Genomic DNA, 17,142 nt, shown 5'->3' on the forward strand with positions numbered 1-17,142 from the left:
TTAGTTAGTTATAGAAGCAAATTTAAAACAATTTTCAAATTGTGCAAATTTTTTGTAAAAACTTATTGATTTTTTTTACAATTTGTTAAAATTAATTAAAATTTGATAATTTTGGTTTTTACGAAAAATCTACGTTTCGAGGTACTAAAATCATGCCAACTGCTTATGTTTATTGACTTTCCGTAATTCTACGGTTTTATTCTTTGATTTATTAATTTCCTAATTTAATATCAAGTATTTATTTTTTTGAAGATATGCTTATTAAGTTTGTAAAATAATTATTGTTATTTTAGTTTAGATAAAATTAATTACCTCAATTGATGAGAGTTGTAATTTCATTTTAAATTGATTTTTTAGAATTCATCTAAATTGAATTCATCTTTTGAGATATTTTTTGCCTCATGTTTGAATATTTATCAGCTTAAATTAATAATTAAACTCAAAGTAAAGTTGCAAACCAAAATAAATATTTAATTAAAATTTTAAACAAGCTCTTAAAATTATTAATAAATTTGCACCATGTTAATAGAAGTATTCAAATCTAAAATTCACAGGGTAAGAGTTACGGCTTCAGACCTTAATTATATTGGAAGTATTACCATTGACGAAGACCTTATTGAAGCTGCCGGTTTGGTAGTGGGAGAAAGGGTTTACATCGTCAATGTCAACAACGGAGAGCGTTTTGATACCTACGTGATCAAAGGGAAAAGAAAGTCAGGAGAAGTTTGCTTAAATGGGCCTGCTGCAAGAAAAGTACAACGTGATGATATTATTATTATCATTGCTTATGCACAGATGACACCGGAAGAAGCACAAGAGTTTCAGCCAAAAATTGTTTTCCCGGACGAAAAAACCAATCTTCTTACCTAAAATATGGAGAAGAAATCTAACAAAACTTTAAAATCATTTTTAACCATAGTAATTTCGCTTGCTTTTGCAGGCTTTTTTTTGTGGTTAGCATTGAGAGGATTAGATTTTAAAGTCATTCAGAAATCTTTAGCGAAAGCCAATTATATTTGGGTAGCTTTTGCTGCCGTATTTGCACTTTTAGCGTATTGGTTCAGGGCTATTCGCTGGAATTTATTATTAGAGCCCATGGGTCATAAAATCTCAAGCTCAAATGCACTTTGGTCTTTGTCTTTCGGTTATTTAATGAATTTAACCATTCCCAGAAGTGGAGAAGTGGCAAGAGCAACGGCTTTATATGGAGTTGAAAAAGTTCCTGTAGATAAATCTTTTGGTACCATTATTCTGGAAAGAGTGGTTGATTTGATTTGTATGTTGGGATTTTTAGGATTGACTTTAATCTTTAAGTATGAAGCAATTTTAGCTTTTTATAAAAATTCAGGGATAAATATTAATCCAAATAAAATATTTCTGGTTGTTGGAGGATTGGCTGTTACAGGAGTTTTATTTTTTGTTTTCAAAAATAAATTTGTGAATGTTCCTGTTCTGGGCAAAATTATTGGTTTTATTGATGGGATTATTCAAGGTCTTACCTCGATTTTCAAACTGAAAGAAAAGGGAAAGTTCATTATATATACATTAGGAATCTGGGTTTCTTATTATTTTGCAGCTTATCTTGTGTGTTTTGCATTACCCGAAACTTCAGATTTTACTTTTGCTGACGGCTTTTTCATCATTGTTGTAGGAACTTTGGGAATGATTATTCCGGCAAGTGGTGGAATTGGAGCTTTTAATTTGGCAATGAAGTACGGTTTTATGGCACTATTCCTTGCGATGGGCAAAAGTGCTGAGTTTGGTGGTGAAATGGGATTGACGTATTCATTTATCTCGCTTCCGTTACAGATTTTTGTGATGTTGGTGATGGGATTAATTTCCATTCCGATGTTGGCAAAAGCACGTAATAATATAATAGAAGAATAAATTTAATTTTAAAATATATAAATCCTGTTTCATTTGAAGCAGGATTTTTTTTGCTTAGAGGCTGTTTAAATTTGATATTTATTTTTAACATTAAGAAATTAAGATCATTGTCTTAAAAAACTTAATATAAAATCAACGTGTTGATTTCTTAATCATTTACTGCTTAAATAACTAAATACCTTAATGTTAAAATAAGAATAAACAAAGTTTATTTTAATTTAGAAAATTAAGACAAAGGCAATAGAAAAACATTTAATAAAAATTTAAACAGAATCTTAATTTTTTTTTTCAAATATTAAAAAAACTTTAAAACTGTATGACTTTTTATCATTAATTTGGTTAATTCAAAAATCAAATCTATCTTAAGGGAAAAATTATATTTATAGATTATGGCAATTAATTTACAGAAAGGTCAAAAAATAGAATTAGGACTTACAAAAATGACAATCGGTTTGGGATGGGATCCTAGTGAAGGAACAAGTCAGACTTTCGATTTAGATGCTTCGGCAATTATGATTGATTCCGACAGAAAACTTGTTGGTGACGAGTATTTTGTTTTTTATAATAACTTAAATTCTCCAGACGGAGCTTTGCAACATACTGGTGATGATCCCGACGGAAAAAGCAGTGACGGAGACGATGACGAGGCAATTATTATCGATCTTGAAAAAGTAGATCCAAGAGTGGAAGAAATTCTGTTCGTAGTAACCATTGAGGATTTTGAAAGAAAAAAACAAAACTTCGGAATGGTGAGAAACTCTTACATCAGAATAGTGGATAACAGCAATAATCAGGAAATTGCAAAATATGAGCTTGATGAAGATTTCTCTATCGAAACAGGGGTAGAATTCGGTCGTCTTTACAAAAGAAACGGAAGCTGGAAATTTGAAGCTTCAGGGATTGGTTACAGAGCAGATCTTGGTTTCTTTTTAGAGAAATACTATAAAGGTCAAATCATCAAATAAAAAAACATAATTTAATAGCGTAATCAAAGACTTTTGGTCTTTGCTGAGTAAAACGCCTTTGCGGACTTAAAAACAGTTAGTAGAGAAAAAAATCTTTGGAAACTTTGCTTTAAAATAAATAAAATAAAATTCAAACAACACAAAAAAGATATTAAAAATGGCAATTAATTTACAGAAAGGTCAAACGATTGATTTAAGAAAAAACGACCGTGGAGAAAGTGTTTATGATCTGTCTCAGGTAACCATTGGTTTAGGATGGGATGTTCGTAAACAAGGAGGTTTTTTCGGGAAAATGTTCAGTAAAGAACCAGAGTACGACTTAGATGCAGTTGCATTTCTTTTAGATGGAAACGGAAAAGTTGCCAACTTAGGAAGAACGGTTCAGACCAACGACGGAAGACAAATGGGGCTTTATCAGGGAGATGTTATTTATTTCAATTCGATGCAGCATCCAAGCGGGCATATTTGGTTAACCGGAGATAACAGAACCGGAGCCGGAGATGGTGATGATGAGCAGATCATTGTAAAATTAGACCAACTTGACGAACGTTATCAAAAAATTATTTTTGTGGTGACGATCTATCAGGGAAGAAAAAATAACCAGCATTTCGGGATGATTGATAATGCATTTATCCGTGCCGTAGATGCAAGAGGAAAAGAAATTACAAAATACAGTCTTTCAGGCGATGCAAGTATGAATGGAAAATGTTCTATGGTATTCGCAGAAGCATACAGACACAATGGTGACTGGAAATTTCGTGCCTTAGGTGAGCCCAATCATTCAGACAGTTTTGTAGATATCCTTAAAAACTATTCTTACTAATAAAAGTATAAAACAATAATAAATAAATTTCATCAATATTGATTTTCTTTTGTTGAAGATCGGTATTGGTGAAATTTTTAAAGTTTCCCATAATGAACAGAAGATTATTGGCGTATTTTCTGCTGGATACCTCCGGCTCTATGAATGGCGAACCCATTCAGGCGCTGAACAATGGCTTCAACGGCTTAATTTCTATGCTCCGCTCAGACCCTCAAGCGATGGATACGCTATATTTAAGTGTAACTACTTTTGACCGAGATGTGAAAAATATTATTCCGATGGTCGATTTGGCAAGTTTTCACCCAATGGAAATTACCTGTCCGGATAGTGGCCCTACTCATACAGGAGCCGCTTTGGAATTGGTTTCAGCATTGCTTCAGGTGGATCTAATTAAAGGTTCAACAGAAGTAAAAGGCGACTGGAAACCGCTTCTTTTTATTTTCACCGACGGAAAACCTTCAGATATCCAAAAATACAGACAGATGATTCCTGTAATCAAAAATATGGATTTTGGAGTGATTGTAGGTTGTGCTGCAGGACCAAAAGCTGATGAAAGCTTCCTGAAAGAATTGACCGATAACGTTGTGAAACTCGATACGACCGATGCTGCAACCTTATCTTCATTTTTCAAATGGGTAAGTTCATCCATCACAATGGGCGGAAAATCTCAAGGAACAGGCGAAAGCATCAGTCTTCCACCGCCACCTTCAGAACTAAATATTATTATTTAATTTCTCGCAAATTGAGCAAATTTTGCAGATTATTATTATTATTTTTAAATCTGCTTAATCAAAATAATCTGCGAGAGATTAATTCTATCCGAATAAAACGCAATAAAAAATTATGAGAAGACTTCCCATTTATTTCTTAGTAGATATTTCAGAATCGATGATTGGTGAACCGATTGATCAGGTGCAGGAAGGTATTTCAACCATTGTAAGAGAACTGAAAAAAGATCCGTATTCATTAGAAACGGTCTGGATCTCCGTTGTCGGTTTTGCAGGTGAAGCAGAAGTGATTACACCGTTGCAGGATATTATTTCATTCTATCCTCCGAAAATCCCAGTTGGAAGTGGGACTTCTTTGGCAAAAGGTCTCTTCAAAGTAATGGATTGTATCGACAAGGATATACTAAAAACCACTTACGACCGAAAAGGCGACTGGAAACCTCTTGTTTTCCTTTTCACAGATGGGGTTCCCACTGATGATGCGCAAATTGCCATCGAAAAATGGAATAAAAACTATCACGGAAAATCAAATACGATCGCAATATCCATTGGTGATAATACTAATCATAAATTATTAGGCTCACTTTCAGATAATGTTTTGTTGTTTAATAACAATTCAGAAAACTCCTACAAAGAGTTTTTCAAATGGGTGACTGACTCTATTAAAACGACAAGTCAGAGTGTGACAGAAGCTAATAAAGAAGGAATTAATTTATCTAAGATCGATCATAGTATTTTAGAAAAAGTTGATCCGGAAGCTCAACAAAGATTTCCAGATAATAATTTTGTAGTGTTGAACGGAAAATGTTCAGACTCAAAAAGATCATATTTAATTAAATATAAAAAGGCATTTACCGACTCTGGTATTGCAGGAATGCAAACCCGATATTACCGATTGGAAGGAACGTACAGAATAGACGATGCTTCGTATTACCGACTTTCTTCGGCGCAGAAAAGCAGCCAGAAAATTTCTGTGGAAGAGCTTCATGGCGCTCCTTCTTGTCCGCATTGTGCCAATCCGATCGCTTTGGCGACCTGTTCGTGTGGTGGAATTCATTGTTTAAAAGGTGAAGGCTACAACGAATGTCCTTGGTGTGGAACCGGTGATCATTACGGATTCAGCAGCGAAGGTTTTGACATCAATCGAACTTTGGGCTAAATGGAAAATACAATAAGGCAGATTTTGAAAAATCATGATATTCATGATCATAAAATATTGGATAAAGTAGTTTCAAAACTGTTAACTCAGACGGAAATTCAGAATAATCTAAAGCTTATTATCGAAGCTCAGAATAAAATTATGCACGAAGCAATGATTTATAAAGAAAGAGAAGAATTTGCTGATGCATTTTTTCCGATTACCAATGCACATTCCAAGAAGAAATACGAATTTATTTTTCCGATGGAGCAATTTCCGAATATCAGAATTAAAAATATTTCAGGATTGGATTTAGCGGGTTTAAATTTTGAAGAAAATACCATCAAAGGAATTCCTTTTGAAAGTGATGCTTACGACTTGAAGATTGAGTTTTTTCACATTCAGGATGAAGAAAATTCAGAATTCAAAAAAGCACAGCTTTTCGTTAATGCCGATCCAAAAGATTTGTGGAAAAACATTCCTTCGGATAAAGAAGCGCCTTTTCATAAAGCGGATGAAGCCATGTTTAAAGGAAGTTTTTCAGATAAAAAAATTGTGGTGGCTTCGCAAAGAGGCCGTTCTCATGCACATGAAGCGAAATTTAGAGATGATGATTTTGCGGTAAATGAATTACCTGATTCCTGGAATATTATTTCTGTTTCCGATGGAGCTGGTTCTGCTCAATTGGCGAGATATGGTTCTGAATTAGCAACTCAATCGATCAATGAATTTTTTAACAATAAAGAAACTTTAGCTGAACTTGATCTTGAGTTAAATAAAATTTTTAATGGAGAGAACGAACAGCCAGAATCTAAACAAAATATTATAAAACTTCTTTATCAAGGCGTTTCTGATACTTTTAAAACTTTGAAGGAAAAGGCAGATGAGTATGAAGTGACTTTAAAAGATTTACATTCCACCTTAATTTTTGCCTTGGTTAAAAAGTTCGATTTTGGATATATAATTTTAAGTTTTGGTGTTGGTGATTGTCCGATTAATCTGATCAATGAAGGTTTTTCTGAAGTACAATTGTTAAATACAATGGATGTTGGTGAATTTGGTGGCGGAACCCGTTTTATCACGATGAATGAAATTTTTGATGATACTATTTCTTCACGTTTTAAAATTACTCATACTAAAGAGTTTTCTAAATTGGTTTTAATGACCGACGGAATTTACGACCCGAAATTTATCACAGAAAATAAACTGGAAGACATCGAAAGCTGGAAAGTGTTTTTTGAAGATTTAAATGGTCAAAATGAAGATGATGCGAAAGTTGATTTTGAAAATGACAAAACAATCGATGAACAATTACTTTCTTGGATGGATTTCTGGAGTAAAGGAAATCATGATGACAGAACTTTGGCGGTGATTTATTAAAAAAAATATAATGGCGATTTAGAAATACTTATGTATTTTTATTCTTTTAAAAAACGTTGAAAATAATTATATTAAAACTAAAACTAAAACTAAAACTAAAACTAAAACTAAAACTTTTTGAATATCTGTTCCTATCATATTTTTAAAATTTAATAGTTTGTTTGTCATTCCGCAGGAATCTAAACTGTTTTTTTTTAGAGCGAAGATTCTTTCAGAATGACAAACAAACTGTTGAAAATTTAGTTATTAAATATCGCCGGCTTTCAATAAAATATATTCTATTATCTATCAACTCTCATGAAAAAAACAACCACCGTTTCCTCAATTTTAGACATTGCAAAATCGTATGAATATGTAGATGAAAATCCTGTAAAAGGCGGGGTCAAAGATGTTTATTTTTCACCAGACAGAAAATATGTGGTGGCTTTTTACAGAAATCCACTTGAGAACGAACAAAAAGAAAGAATCAAAAGAATTGTTTCTACCTATTTGCCTAATATTCAAAACGGAAATGCTTCAGAATATTATCTGAATGAGGTTTTTAGATGGCCATATGATATTGTTCAGAAAAATAATCTGACGGGAATTGTGGTTCCTATTTACAGTCAGAAATTCTTTTTTGCGAAAGGATATTTTGGTTCAGATAATATTGCAGGTGGCGATAAAGTAGGGAAGTGGTTTACGGCTCCGATGTTTAGAAACCAGCATTATCCGCTTCGTTTAGATAAATCTGAGCTGGGCGATTGGCTAAGTTACTTTCAAATCGCTATGAATATCACCCGCGGAATAAAAAAACTGCATCAGATGGGTTTGGCGCATTCAGATCTTTCTTATAATAATATTTTGGTAGATCCGGTGACGAGATCTGCCTGTATCATTGATATTGACGGTTTGGTAGTTCCAAAACTCTTTCCCCCCGAAGTCATCGGAACTGCAGATTTTATTGCTCCGGAAGTTTTAAAAACAAAACATTTGCATTTGCATGACACAGGAAGACAGCTTCCGAATCAGAAGACCGATCTTCATGCTTTGGCAGTTCTTATTTATATGTATCTTCTTCGTCGCCATCCTTTAAGGGGTGGAAAGATTTGGGATCTGGATTCTGAAAAAGATGAAATATTTTCAATGGGTGAAAAAGCTCTTTTTGTAGAACATCCAACTGATTCTTCCAATAAAGTACGAACAGAATATTTGAAAAAATGGGACACATTTTGGGGAGACCCTACCAAAATTCCATACACTGTTACGGGGCCTTATTTGTCTGAATTGTTTAAAAAAGCTTTTATTGACGGGCTTCATGATCCAATAAAAAGACCTTTGGCAAATGAATGGGAAACGGCTTTACTGAAAACAGTAGATCTAATTCAACCTTGTCATAATCCTGAATGTAACGAGAAATGGTATGTTTTTGATAATACCCAAACTCCAAGATGTCCGTTCTGTGGAACTTCACACAAAGGAAGTTTGCCTGTCCTCGATCTGTATTTTAAATATGATGATGAGGTTTGGAAGCCCGAAAACCACCGATTAATGGTTTATCATAATCAGTATTTATTTAAATGGCATGTTTCGAGAAAAGTGATCCGCAATGAAAGTCTGACTTTCGAAGATAAAAAACCGGTTGGATATTTTACTTTTTATCAGGATAAATGGGTTTTAGTGAATCAAACTTTGACTTCTATGAAAGATTTAACCGAGCAAAAAGAGATTCCGCCCAATTCAATGGTTGAATTGTCTGAAGGTAAAAAAATATTGCTATCCAATGAAGAAGGCGGAAGAATTATTTATGTGACGATGGCGAATAATCAATAGGAGCGGGCTTTAGCCCGCTTTTCTAATCGTAAAACTCATCGGCTTTAGCCAAACACTATACTTACTCCTAAAAAGTATTTTTAGTTTAAATAAGTCAATAGTATTGATATGATTTACACCAATTCAAAAAAATCTCTTTTCCCAATTTTAATTTTCGTCTCTTTTAAAAGCTCAATTTCTGTATTTGGATTTTGGATTTTTACATTGTTAATTTGAATTCCACCACTTTCAATTAATCTTCTGATAAATGATTTACTTTCGTTGTTTTTCAATTGATGACAAAGCTCAATCAAATTGATTTTTGATTGATTTGGAAATAAAGATTCAATAAAAATCGGTTCAAATACTTTCTCCTCAAAATTCTTATTCTGAAACTGATTACTAAAAAACTGTTCAGCAAGTTCAGCCGATTCTTCATTATGGTATTGAGAAATAATATTTTTCGCAATGATTTTCTTTATCTTCATCGGGTTTTCACCATCAGAGATTCTCAATTTTAAATTTTGCTTTTCTTCATTTGAAAGATCTGTGGTCAAATCAATAAATTCATTGATTATAGCATCAGGAATCGACATTGTTTTTCCAAACATTTCGTTGGGTTCGTCTGTTAAGCCGATGATATTATTCAAAGATTTACTCATTTTTTCTTTTCCGTCGAGTCCTTTTAATAAAGGCATGCACATCACAATTTGTGGTGATATTTGATGAGTTTCCTGTAATTGTCTTCCCATCGTGCAGTTGAAAAGCTGGTCGGTTCCGCCCATTTCAATATCACATTCTATTTTTACGGAATCAAATCCCTGTAAAATTGGGTACACCAATTCATGCATCGCAATCGGCGAGTTTTCTGCAAATCTTTTGTTGAAATCATTTCTGCGCATCAGTTGGGCCACCGTAACTTTTGACATCAACTGAATGATTTCTGAAAAATTCAGAGAATCTAACCAATCAGAATTAAATACAATTTTCGTTTTTTCTACATCAATTACTTTTGAAAGCTGATTGATATATGTTTCTGCATTATGCTGAACTTCTTCAGCGCTTAAAGGTTTTCTTGCTTTGTTTTTTCCGGTAGGATCACCGATTCTTGCCGTAAAACTTCCGACAATGATGATGATCTGATGTCCAAGATCCTGAAACTGTTTTAGTTTTTTCAAAACAACAGCATGTCCCAAATGCAGATCAGGGGCAGTGGGATCAAAACCTAGTTTGATGATGAGTTTTCTGTTTTCTTCTTTAGCTTGTTTTAATTTTTGTTCCAAACCATTTTCTGGTAGAATAATTTCTACATTTTCTTTTAACATGTGTATCATTTTGTTGAATTTTAAGCATAAAAAAGCCCGAACAGATTTGTTCGGGCTCTCTCAATATTTTTAATTTAAATTTTATTGAATATTAGATATAGAAAAACTTCCCGAACGATAGAACGGGTAATAATAAGTACTGAAAAACGGTAAACGTAAAATGCGGTTTAAGTGTTTCATTGTTTTGCAAAGATAAGAAGTTTTAATTTAACTTTTAATGTAATTGAGTTCATACAGATGTTGTTGCTCTTCGGTGAGAAAAGGATAAAACAAGTTTAAAAAAATAATAGAGTAGTGCTTTATCGATTCTTCTTTATTTAATTTTAAAGTAAGACTGTTGAAGGTGATCCAGTTATCTACGATGATAAAAATCTGTGTTATCATCGATTCTAAAATGAAATTTGGAATGTTTTCTTTGAAAATTCTGTCTTCCTGAAAATCTTTGAAAATAGATTGAAACTCTTCTATTCTTATGATATTCAATTGAGCATATTGCGATTCTATAGCAGGAATTTTTCTTAAAATATCAACAAAATTCATGAAAATAAATCGGTAAGTATATAAAATTTCACAAGATGACTGAGTATAATTATAAAGGTCTGAAAGATCTTTTTTTGGAATATTTTTTAAGTTTTCCAATAAATGATCCATGTCTAATTTTAGATTAGTAAAAAAATGGATAATTAAATCTTCTGAATGTTTAAAATGATAATGCAGATTTCCGGCACTGATTTTCATTTCCGCTGCAATATCTCGTGTTGTGACGTTGTTATAGCCTTTTTCGTTGAAAAGCTTTAAAGCGGTCTGCAAAATTTTATCTTTAGTGTTCATTAATCAAATATAAAATAGGAAATTAAGTTTCAGCTAAATTAGAACAATTGTTCTAATTTTATATATCTTTGCATTAGAAATTTTTTAAAATGGAAAATAAAAAAAGTTTTGATTACGAAAATACTCCAGATCGAAATTCTGAAATGTCTGCAAAAGCACAAAATATTATTGTGAAGGTTTTACAGATCATTCTAGGTTTTATTATGGCAATATTTCATATGTAATGATGAAAATACCTTACTTTTTATTGGGAGGATTGGCTATTTGGCTGGGAATTTATATTCTGCGAAAAAATAATATTATAATTCCCATAATCAATGATCATTTGACAGATTTTATTACAATCCCGCTGTACAGTTACGTTATCAAATATATAATGAATGATGTTTTAAATCACGATTGGAAACCAGACCTTCAGTTTTATTTAAGCTCATTTATCTACATTTCTTTGTTATTCGAGTTAATTTGCCCAATGATCTCTTCAAGATTTACAAGTGATATTTTTGATGTTTTAGCGTATTTCTTAGGTGGAGTTTCTTGTTATTTAATAGAGAAATATATAATGAGATCTTCGGGTTTTAAAAATAATTATATCTTGAATAGAATTACAGATCACTGACAATCATTTTTCAGTTCAATTGGATTTTCAACGTTTTTTAAAAACTCCTTGGTCTTTTTATCATAATTGTCACGGTATTTTTTATCATTCGGGTCTCCACCGCCAATGGTGTAGCTTGCCATCCAAGCATCGTTATCTGAAGATGTTTGATAGTTGAAAATAGAAGATGGTTGCTTTTTGTATTCTTCCCAAATTTTATGAAATTTACTAGAATTAAGCTTAATGGTATTGAAAACTCCGAAATTTCGTTCTGAAATGTCATTGGCTTCTTTGGTGATTGATCTCATTTCATATATAAATTCATTTTCCGAATCATTCATCTTTAAAATTAACCCGGCTAACCCGGAAAATTTATAAGGTCCATCCTGAATAGGAATATCTGTAGAAAACCATGCAGTCCATTTCCTGCCACCGAATTCTGTGGTTGCTTTTTGAACGGAATATCCTAAGAATTTATCTTTCTCAGCATCTATTTTCCAGTTTATTTTACAATTGTTTTTCACAACAAAAAGTTTGTCGTGAAGTTGTTTTTCAAATTGAATTTCTTTGTTGGTGTAATTTTTAGAAATTACCTCATTAAATTTAGATTCACCATATTTAAAATCAAAAGACATACTTCCTTGCCCTGCTTTTTTTAAATTATTGACAACTGTGGTTTTGGCAGAATCACTTTTAAATTTAATGTAAGATAAGAATTCTGATGTTTTGTTTTCATTAATCAGCAATGCAAAATCTTCATGCAAATATTCAGTTGCGTTTTTCTGAGGTTTCCATTTAAAGGCATAAACAGCTTTGTAGGATTGTGCAGAGAAAATTCCAAATAAAAATATAGAGAGAAAGTAATATTTAATTTTCATATTTTAGTGAGTTTTGTTGTTGCTAATATAAATAAAAAGCCCCGAAAAATATTATTTCGGGGCTTTTTATTAAAAGATTAACTTTTTTATTTTCTTGGCTTTTCTACTCCAATCCATGCTTCACCTTCTCTTTTTACCTGGCTTAGAATGAATGTTTTAAAATCCTCAGTTTTGTATTCGATGTTATCTTTATTTTGCTCAAAAGGCATAATGTAGAAGAAATCTTTGTCTGTTTTGTCAGCTTTGCTTCCTTTTTTTACCGTTGGCATATATTTCTTCTCAAATTTATACTTCGGAAGATATTGCTTTACAGAAGCGTAAAATTTAGCATTTTCTTTTTCGTTAGGGATAATGTCAACGATGTTAAATTTATCATTTTTCTTATCAACCCAAAGGTAATAGTTGGTTTCTTCCTGTGTTTTCTTGTTTAAAGAAGTAAATCCGAAGAATTCTTTAGGGACCAACTGTTTGATTTTTTCAGCATCTACTTTTGTGAAATATTCTCCTTGAGAAGGATCTACATACGTTTCAAGGTTCAAGAGTAATACTTGATTATTTTGGAAATTTTTGTTTTTGAAATACTGATCCAATGATAATTCTGCAGTATGTCTAAGCTCTTTTCCTCTTTCATCCAATTTCTTGGTAGGGTTTTGTGGATTTACTTTTTTTACGAAGTTATACAAAACAACTGGCTTAATATCTGCAAGGTGAGGATAAGTTTTAAGCTGTTCAGCTTTTACCAACCAATAATATTGCTGATAATAATCGTCTTTATCAACAGGTTTTACAGTTTTATAAGAAAGAGCTAGTTTTTTAGAATTGAGAACTTTTCCGTATTTACCTTGTCCGAAAGCTAAGCTTGTACACAGTAAAGCAAAAAAAATAGTAATGTTTCTTTTCATTTTACAACAGAGATTATTTTTATTTTCCAAATATAATTATTTATTAGATAATAAGTTTAATTGTTAGTTAAATTATCAGAATATTATTGATTTTATTGAATAAAAAATCCTGTACGAATACAGGATTGATAAATATTGTTGATTTTAATAAGAAGTTTCGTGTACTTTCACAGCTCTTCCACTTGGGTCGTTCATCTTTTTAAATGCTTCATCCCATTCTAATGCGATAGGAGTAGAGCATGCTACAGAAGGTACGGAAGGTACCGTTGCAGCGGCCGTTTCACTAGGGAAATGCTCCTCAAAAATAGTTCGGTAACGATATTCTTCCTTATTTTGCGGTGTGTTTAAAGGAAATTTAAATTTTGCATTCGCCATCATCTCGTCTGAAACATATTTCTCGGCAATATCTTTTAAAGTGTCAATCCATGAGTAGCCGACGCCGTCTGAGAACTGTTCTTTCTGTCTCCATGCAATAGATTCTGGTAAAAGATCTTCAAATGCTTTTCGTAAAACCCATTTTTCAATTTTTCCTTCTTCTTTTCGAATCATTTTATCTTCCGGATTTACATTCATCGCGATATCCATAAATTCTTTATCTAAAAACGGAACTCTTCCTTCAATTCCCCAACTCATCAATGCTTTGTTGGCTCTTAAACAGTCGTATAAGTGAAGTTTATTAAGCTTTCTAACCGTTTCATCATGAAATTCTTTTGCGTTTGGAGCTTTATGGAAATATAAATATCCGCCAAATAATTCGTCTGCACCTTCCCCTGAAAGCACCATTTTAATTCCCATCGATTTAATGACTCTTGCCAAAAGGTACATCGGAGTAGAAGCTCTGACTGTTGTCACATCATACGTTTCCAAATGGTAAATCACATCACGGATTGCATCAAGACCTTCCTGAACGGTGAAGTTTACTTCATGATGAATAGAACCGATATGCTCCGCAGCTTTTTTTGCGGCTGCCAAATCGGGAGAACCAACTAATCCAACGGCAAAACTGTGCAGTCTCGGATACCAAGCTTCCTGAGTATCGCCACTTTCTATTCTCTGTCTTGCGAATTTTGCAGTAACGGCAGAAATAATTGAAGAATCTAAACCTCCTGAAAGCAGTACTCCATAAGGAACGTCACTCATCAATTGTCTGTGAACGGCATCTTCCAACCCTTTTCTGATTGCCTGGATATCTGTAACGTTATCTTTTACAGCATCAAAGTTTTCCCAGTCTCTTTTGTACCATTGCTGAAGCTCATGTCCGTCAATATTATATAGATAATGTCCAGGCAAAAAAGTGTCAATTTTTTTACATATTCCTTCCAAAGCTTTCAGCTCTGAGGCAACATAATAATTTCCTTCTCTGTCCCAGCCTTGATAAAGTGGGCAAATTCCCATGTGATCTCTTGCGATGAGATAAATGTTTTTTTCAATGTCGTATAATGCAAAAGCAAAAATACCGTTGAGTTTTTCAATAAAATCTTTTCCATATTTCTGGTAAAGAGCAAGAATGACTTCGCAGTCTGATTCAGTTTGAAATTCATAATCAGGAAATTCTTGTTTTAATTCTCTGTGATTGTAGATCTCACCGTTTACGGCAAGTACAATTTTTCCGTCTTTTGAAAACAACGGCTGCTTTCCTGAAGCTGGGTCTACTATCGCTAATCTTTCATGCGAAAAAACAACTTTTTCACTTTGAAAAACCCCACTCCAATCGGGACCGCGATGACGGATTTTTTTAGACATTTCAAGAACCTGAGGTCTTAATATTTCGGTTGACTGCTTTGCGTCAAATAGGCAAACGATTCCACACATGTTATATTTATTTGATACAAAGCTAAATGTATGGTTTAAAAATTGCAATAAAAATTTACAAATAATTAATATTTTTAATTAAAATTATTTTATTGATTTAAAATATTAATTGAAACGATGAAAAAAAAGTAGTAATGAGAATTTTTTTCACAATAGAAAAACATCTATGTTTCAAAAAGAAACAATAATTGTAAGAAATATTTTTTAATTTATTATTTGTAATTCAAATATTTTTCTCACCTTTGTAGCTCGAAATAATTTTTTTTCATCATTTGTGTTTTTACCTCCTTGTAATAATATTGCAAGGAGGTTTTGTTTTTACTCATTTCCTAATAAAACACCAGAAATATTCCATGCACTGAAGCTCGTTCCTTCCGGTTCTCCCTGCGGAATTTTTACCTGAATTGTATGTTTTCCAGCTTTTAAATCACCTAAAGAAATAAAGTTTGGATTGGTTACTGTTCCGGGGCACCAGTTTGATCGGCTCAAATCTGAAGATGAAAGTCCGTCTGCAAAATTTCCTGATGCCGGATTAAATAATCGATAAGATCCGCATTCTGTTCTCCAAGGTGTAAAAGAGAAGTTTAATTTTCCATCTATATAAATTGAATTGGCTTTTGGGATGAATTCGTCTCCATTTTCCCAACCTCCATGTCCGGTTGTAATATATCTTAACTGAGCATTTTTAAGGTCTTTTTCTAAATTAAACTCTACGAAAAGTCCTTTATCGTTATTAAACATCGTTGCATAATCCTGCCCTGCCATTTCCATAATGTTGGTCGTATTGAAAAGCGGAATGACCTTATTATTTTTATTAACGATTTGTTCGCTATTGTGAATGGTAATGTCTAAACTTACTTTGTGACCACCTTTATCGTAATTTCCAATAAACGTTCCGATCCAAAGTTCTTTTTCAGAAAGGGAAGGTTTTAATTCGGTAATATCCTGACGAAAAGGACTTATAGTTTGCCAAGTTTTATCCTTTAATTCAATATGATTAAACTTATTAATTCCGAAAGCAGTGAAAAACCGCATCAATTCTACCGTCGGTTGATAATTTTGATTGGAAGCGACTCCGTAATATTGTTTTCCGTTACCATTTTCGTAAACGGGAAGTGTTTTTGCCCCTTTTTCTAAACCATCAAAAAATGTCTGTGATTTTTCTTCAGGAATAAAAAAAACGGTTCCTGTTCTGTCATAAGCATCACCATTGGACTGTTGCTTTAATTCCACAAAAACATTATTACCCTGAGCAATTTTTGGAAACTTTATCTTTTTTAAAATAATAGTTCCATTGGCAAATCTTTTTATTTTTTCATCAGATTTTGATTGGTCTGAGAAATTAATAATTTCATTTTCAAAAATATTCAATGTCGTAAATTTGCTTTTCCAAACTAAATCTTTGTAGCTCAATATATCTGTTGTAGGAATGGTTTTAGTGATAATTTTATCAATCTCTGTTGTCTTAATTTTCTTTAAAGAAACTGCTGTCGTCGCTGAATTTCCGTTTCTTTCAACCTGTAAAACGAGACCTAAATTTTGTCCTAAACTTGATGGCCCGCCTTTTATTTTCAGATCATTGGTATACCAAACTTCAATAGTGTTTGAGTTGATCTTTGTAACTGCTTTTTTGCAATTGTAACCTAAGATCTTTTTAGTTTGAGTTGTTAATTCAAATTCCTGTTTAGCGATCGATTCTTTATCTGAAGTTGAAATAGCTTCATTTGGTTTTAAAAATGCATAAGAAACAATCGTGTTCGAAGGTTTTTCAATTTTGCTAATCTCAAAAGGGTAGTCGCTTTTCAGCTCTTTGATTTTTGTATTTAAAATAAAGTTTTCATTCTCATTGATCCAAACAATTGTCTGGTTCTGATTGGGCTGCGCTTTTCCGTTGTACGAACTTTCATATTGAATTTCATACGTCTGAGAAAAACTTAAAACAGATAAGAAAATAAAAAAACTTGCTAAAATAGATTTAAACATAATGTATTGATGGTTTTTACAAAGATAATTTATACATGATGATTTGTCAAATCTCTTTGTAATGGTTTAGATGTAAAATATTAATTTTAGAATTTCGTTTA

Annotated in this window: 16 protein-coding genes; 10 read left to right on the forward strand and 6 right to left on the reverse strand. The window is 32.5% G+C overall.

Features of this window, described 5'->3' with window-relative positions:
• Positions 1–519: 519 nt before the first annotated feature.
• From panD to AB671_RS03720, 8 genes are all read left to right on the forward strand, one after another.
• Complete coding sequence (gene panD, locus AB671_RS03685) at positions 520–870, forward strand: aspartate 1-decarboxylase (protein ID WP_066679682.1); 351 nt, start codon at positions 520–522, stop codon at positions 868–870.
• 3 nt (positions 871–873) lie between these two features.
• Positions 874–1,887: a lysylphosphatidylglycerol synthase transmembrane domain-containing protein gene (locus AB671_RS03690; RefSeq protein WP_066679681.1), complete on the forward strand. Its 1,014-nt coding sequence runs from the start codon at positions 874–876 to the stop codon at positions 1,885–1,887.
• Between the two features lie 389 nt (positions 1,888–2,276).
• Positions 2,277–2,852, forward strand: coding sequence for a TerD family protein (locus AB671_RS03695; RefSeq protein ID WP_066679680.1), 576 nt, complete (start codon positions 2,277–2,279; stop codon positions 2,850–2,852).
• Between the two features lie 157 nt (positions 2,853–3,009).
• Positions 3,010–3,675, forward strand: a complete 666-nt coding sequence (locus AB671_RS03700; protein ID WP_066679679.1) for a TerD family protein — start codon at positions 3,010–3,012, stop codon at positions 3,673–3,675.
• A 92-nt stretch (positions 3,676–3,767) separates the two neighbouring features.
• Positions 3,768–4,406 (forward strand): vWA domain-containing protein, encoded by a 639-nt coding sequence (locus AB671_RS03705; protein WP_066679678.1) that lies wholly within the window; start codon positions 3,768–3,770, stop codon positions 4,404–4,406.
• Between the two features lie 112 nt (positions 4,407–4,518).
• Positions 4,519–5,562, forward strand: a complete 1,044-nt coding sequence (locus AB671_RS03710; protein ID WP_066679677.1) for a TerY-C metal binding domain-containing protein — start codon at positions 4,519–4,521, stop codon at positions 5,560–5,562.
• Positions 5,563–6,921: a PP2C family serine/threonine-protein phosphatase gene (locus AB671_RS03715; protein WP_066679676.1), complete on the forward strand. Its 1,359-nt coding sequence runs from the start codon at positions 5,563–5,565 to the stop codon at positions 6,919–6,921. It abuts the gene before it with no gap.
• A gap of 297 nt (positions 6,922–7,218) precedes the next feature.
• Complete coding sequence (locus tag AB671_RS03720; RefSeq protein ID WP_066679675.1) at positions 7,219–8,733, forward strand: helix-hairpin-helix domain-containing protein; 1,515 nt, start codon at positions 7,219–7,221, stop codon at positions 8,731–8,733.
• Positions 8,734–8,846: 113 nt separating this feature from the next.
• Here the strand turns inward: AB671_RS03720 and tyrS are convergent, their stop codons facing one another.
• Together tyrS and AB671_RS03730 are read right to left on the reverse strand one after the other, a co-directional pair.
• Positions 8,847–10,046 carry a tyrosine--tRNA ligase gene (tyrS, locus tag AB671_RS03725; protein WP_066679674.1) on the reverse strand — a complete coding sequence of 400 codons (1,200 nt, stop codon included), beginning with the start codon at positions 10,044–10,046 and terminating at the stop codon, positions 8,847–8,849.
• A gap of 198 nt (positions 10,047–10,244) precedes the next feature.
• Positions 10,245–10,868 (reverse strand): TetR/AcrR family transcriptional regulator, encoded by a 624-nt coding sequence (locus AB671_RS03730; RefSeq protein WP_066679673.1) that lies wholly within the window; start codon positions 10,866–10,868, stop codon positions 10,245–10,247.
• An 89-nt stretch (positions 10,869–10,957) separates the two neighbouring features.
• On the opposite strand from AB671_RS03730, the gene AB671_RS22905 reads away from it, so the two are divergent.
• Together AB671_RS22905 and AB671_RS03735 are read left to right on the forward strand one after the other, a co-directional pair.
• Positions 10,958–11,092, forward strand: coding sequence for a hypothetical protein (locus AB671_RS22905; protein ID WP_262484069.1), 135 nt, complete (start codon positions 10,958–10,960; stop codon positions 11,090–11,092).
• Entirely contained in the window at positions 11,092–11,487 is a 396-nt protein-coding gene (locus tag AB671_RS03735) for a hypothetical protein (protein WP_066679672.1), read from the forward strand. Before AB671_RS22905 ends, AB671_RS03735 begins: the two co-directional genes overlap by 1 nt.
• On the opposite strand, the gene AB671_RS03740 is transcribed toward AB671_RS03735, so the two are convergent.
• The 4 genes from AB671_RS03740 to AB671_RS03755 form a co-directional block, all read right to left on the reverse strand.
• Positions 11,481–12,344 carry a GLPGLI family protein gene (locus tag AB671_RS03740; protein ID WP_082987224.1) on the reverse strand — a complete coding sequence of 288 codons (864 nt, stop codon included), beginning with the start codon at positions 12,342–12,344 and terminating at the stop codon, positions 11,481–11,483. The genes AB671_RS03735 and AB671_RS03740 overlap by 7 nt on opposite strands.
• A gap of 86 nt (positions 12,345–12,430) precedes the next feature.
• Positions 12,431–13,246, reverse strand: coding sequence for a hypothetical protein (locus AB671_RS03745; RefSeq protein WP_066679671.1), 816 nt, complete (start codon positions 13,244–13,246; stop codon positions 12,431–12,433).
• Between the two features lie 144 nt (positions 13,247–13,390).
• Positions 13,391–15,058, reverse strand: a complete 1,668-nt coding sequence (asnB, locus tag AB671_RS03750) for an asparagine synthase B (protein ID WP_066679670.1) — start codon at positions 15,056–15,058, stop codon at positions 13,391–13,393.
• Between the two features lie 318 nt (positions 15,059–15,376).
• Positions 15,377–17,041, reverse strand: a complete 1,665-nt coding sequence (locus AB671_RS03755; RefSeq protein ID WP_066678050.1) for a GLPGLI family protein — start codon at positions 17,039–17,041, stop codon at positions 15,377–15,379.
• Between the last annotated feature and the right edge of the window lie 101 nt (positions 17,042–17,142).

This window comes from Chryseobacterium sp. BGARF1, from assembly GCF_001677955.1.
Classification (GTDB): Bacteria; Bacteroidota; Bacteroidia; order Flavobacteriales; family Weeksellaceae; genus Chryseobacterium.

Bases quoted from the DNA above. Each gene is read 5' to 3' on its own strand.
- panD (WP_066679682.1), top strand. From the start codon at position 520: ATGTTAATAGAAGTATTCAAATCTAAAATTCACAGGGTAAGAGTTACG.
- AB671_RS03690 (WP_066679681.1), top strand. From the start codon at position 874: ATGGAGAAGAAATCTAACAAAACTTTAAAATCATTTTTAACCATAGTA.
- AB671_RS03695 (WP_066679680.1), top strand. From the start codon at position 2,277: ATGGCAATTAATTTACAGAAAGGTCAAAAAATAGAATTAGGACTTACA.
- AB671_RS03700 (WP_066679679.1), top strand. From the start codon at position 3,010: ATGGCAATTAATTTACAGAAAGGTCAAACGATTGATTTAAGAAAAAAC.
- AB671_RS03705 (WP_066679678.1), top strand. From the start codon at position 3,768: ATGAACAGAAGATTATTGGCGTATTTTCTGCTGGATACCTCCGGCTCT.
- AB671_RS03710 (WP_066679677.1), top strand. From the start codon at position 4,519: ATGAGAAGACTTCCCATTTATTTCTTAGTAGATATTTCAGAATCGATG.
- AB671_RS03715 (WP_066679676.1), top strand. From the start codon at position 5,563: ATGGAAAATACAATAAGGCAGATTTTGAAAAATCATGATATTCATGAT.
- AB671_RS03720 (WP_066679675.1), top strand. From the start codon at position 7,219: ATGAAAAAAACAACCACCGTTTCCTCAATTTTAGACATTGCAAAATCG.
- tyrS (WP_066679674.1), bottom strand. From the start codon at position 10,046: ATGATACACATGTTAAAAGAAAATGTAGAAATTATTCTACCAGAAAAT.
- AB671_RS03730 (WP_066679673.1), bottom strand. From the start codon at position 10,868: ATGAACACTAAAGATAAAATTTTGCAGACCGCTTTAAAGCTTTTCAAC.
- AB671_RS22905 (WP_262484069.1), top strand. From the start codon at position 10,958: ATGGAAAATAAAAAAAGTTTTGATTACGAAAATACTCCAGATCGAAAT.
- AB671_RS03735 (WP_066679672.1), top strand. From the start codon at position 11,092: ATGATGAAAATACCTTACTTTTTATTGGGAGGATTGGCTATTTGGCTG.
- AB671_RS03740 (WP_082987224.1), bottom strand. From the start codon at position 12,344: ATGAAAATTAAATATTACTTTCTCTCTATATTTTTATTTGGAATTTTC.
- AB671_RS03745 (WP_066679671.1), bottom strand. From the start codon at position 13,246: ATGAAAAGAAACATTACTATTTTTTTTGCTTTACTGTGTACAAGCTTA.
- asnB (WP_066679670.1), bottom strand. From the start codon at position 15,058: ATGTGTGGAATCGTTTGCCTATTTGACGCAAAGCAGTCAACCGAAATA.
- AB671_RS03755 (WP_066678050.1), bottom strand. From the start codon at position 17,041: ATGTTTAAATCTATTTTAGCAAGTTTTTTTATTTTCTTATCTGTTTTA.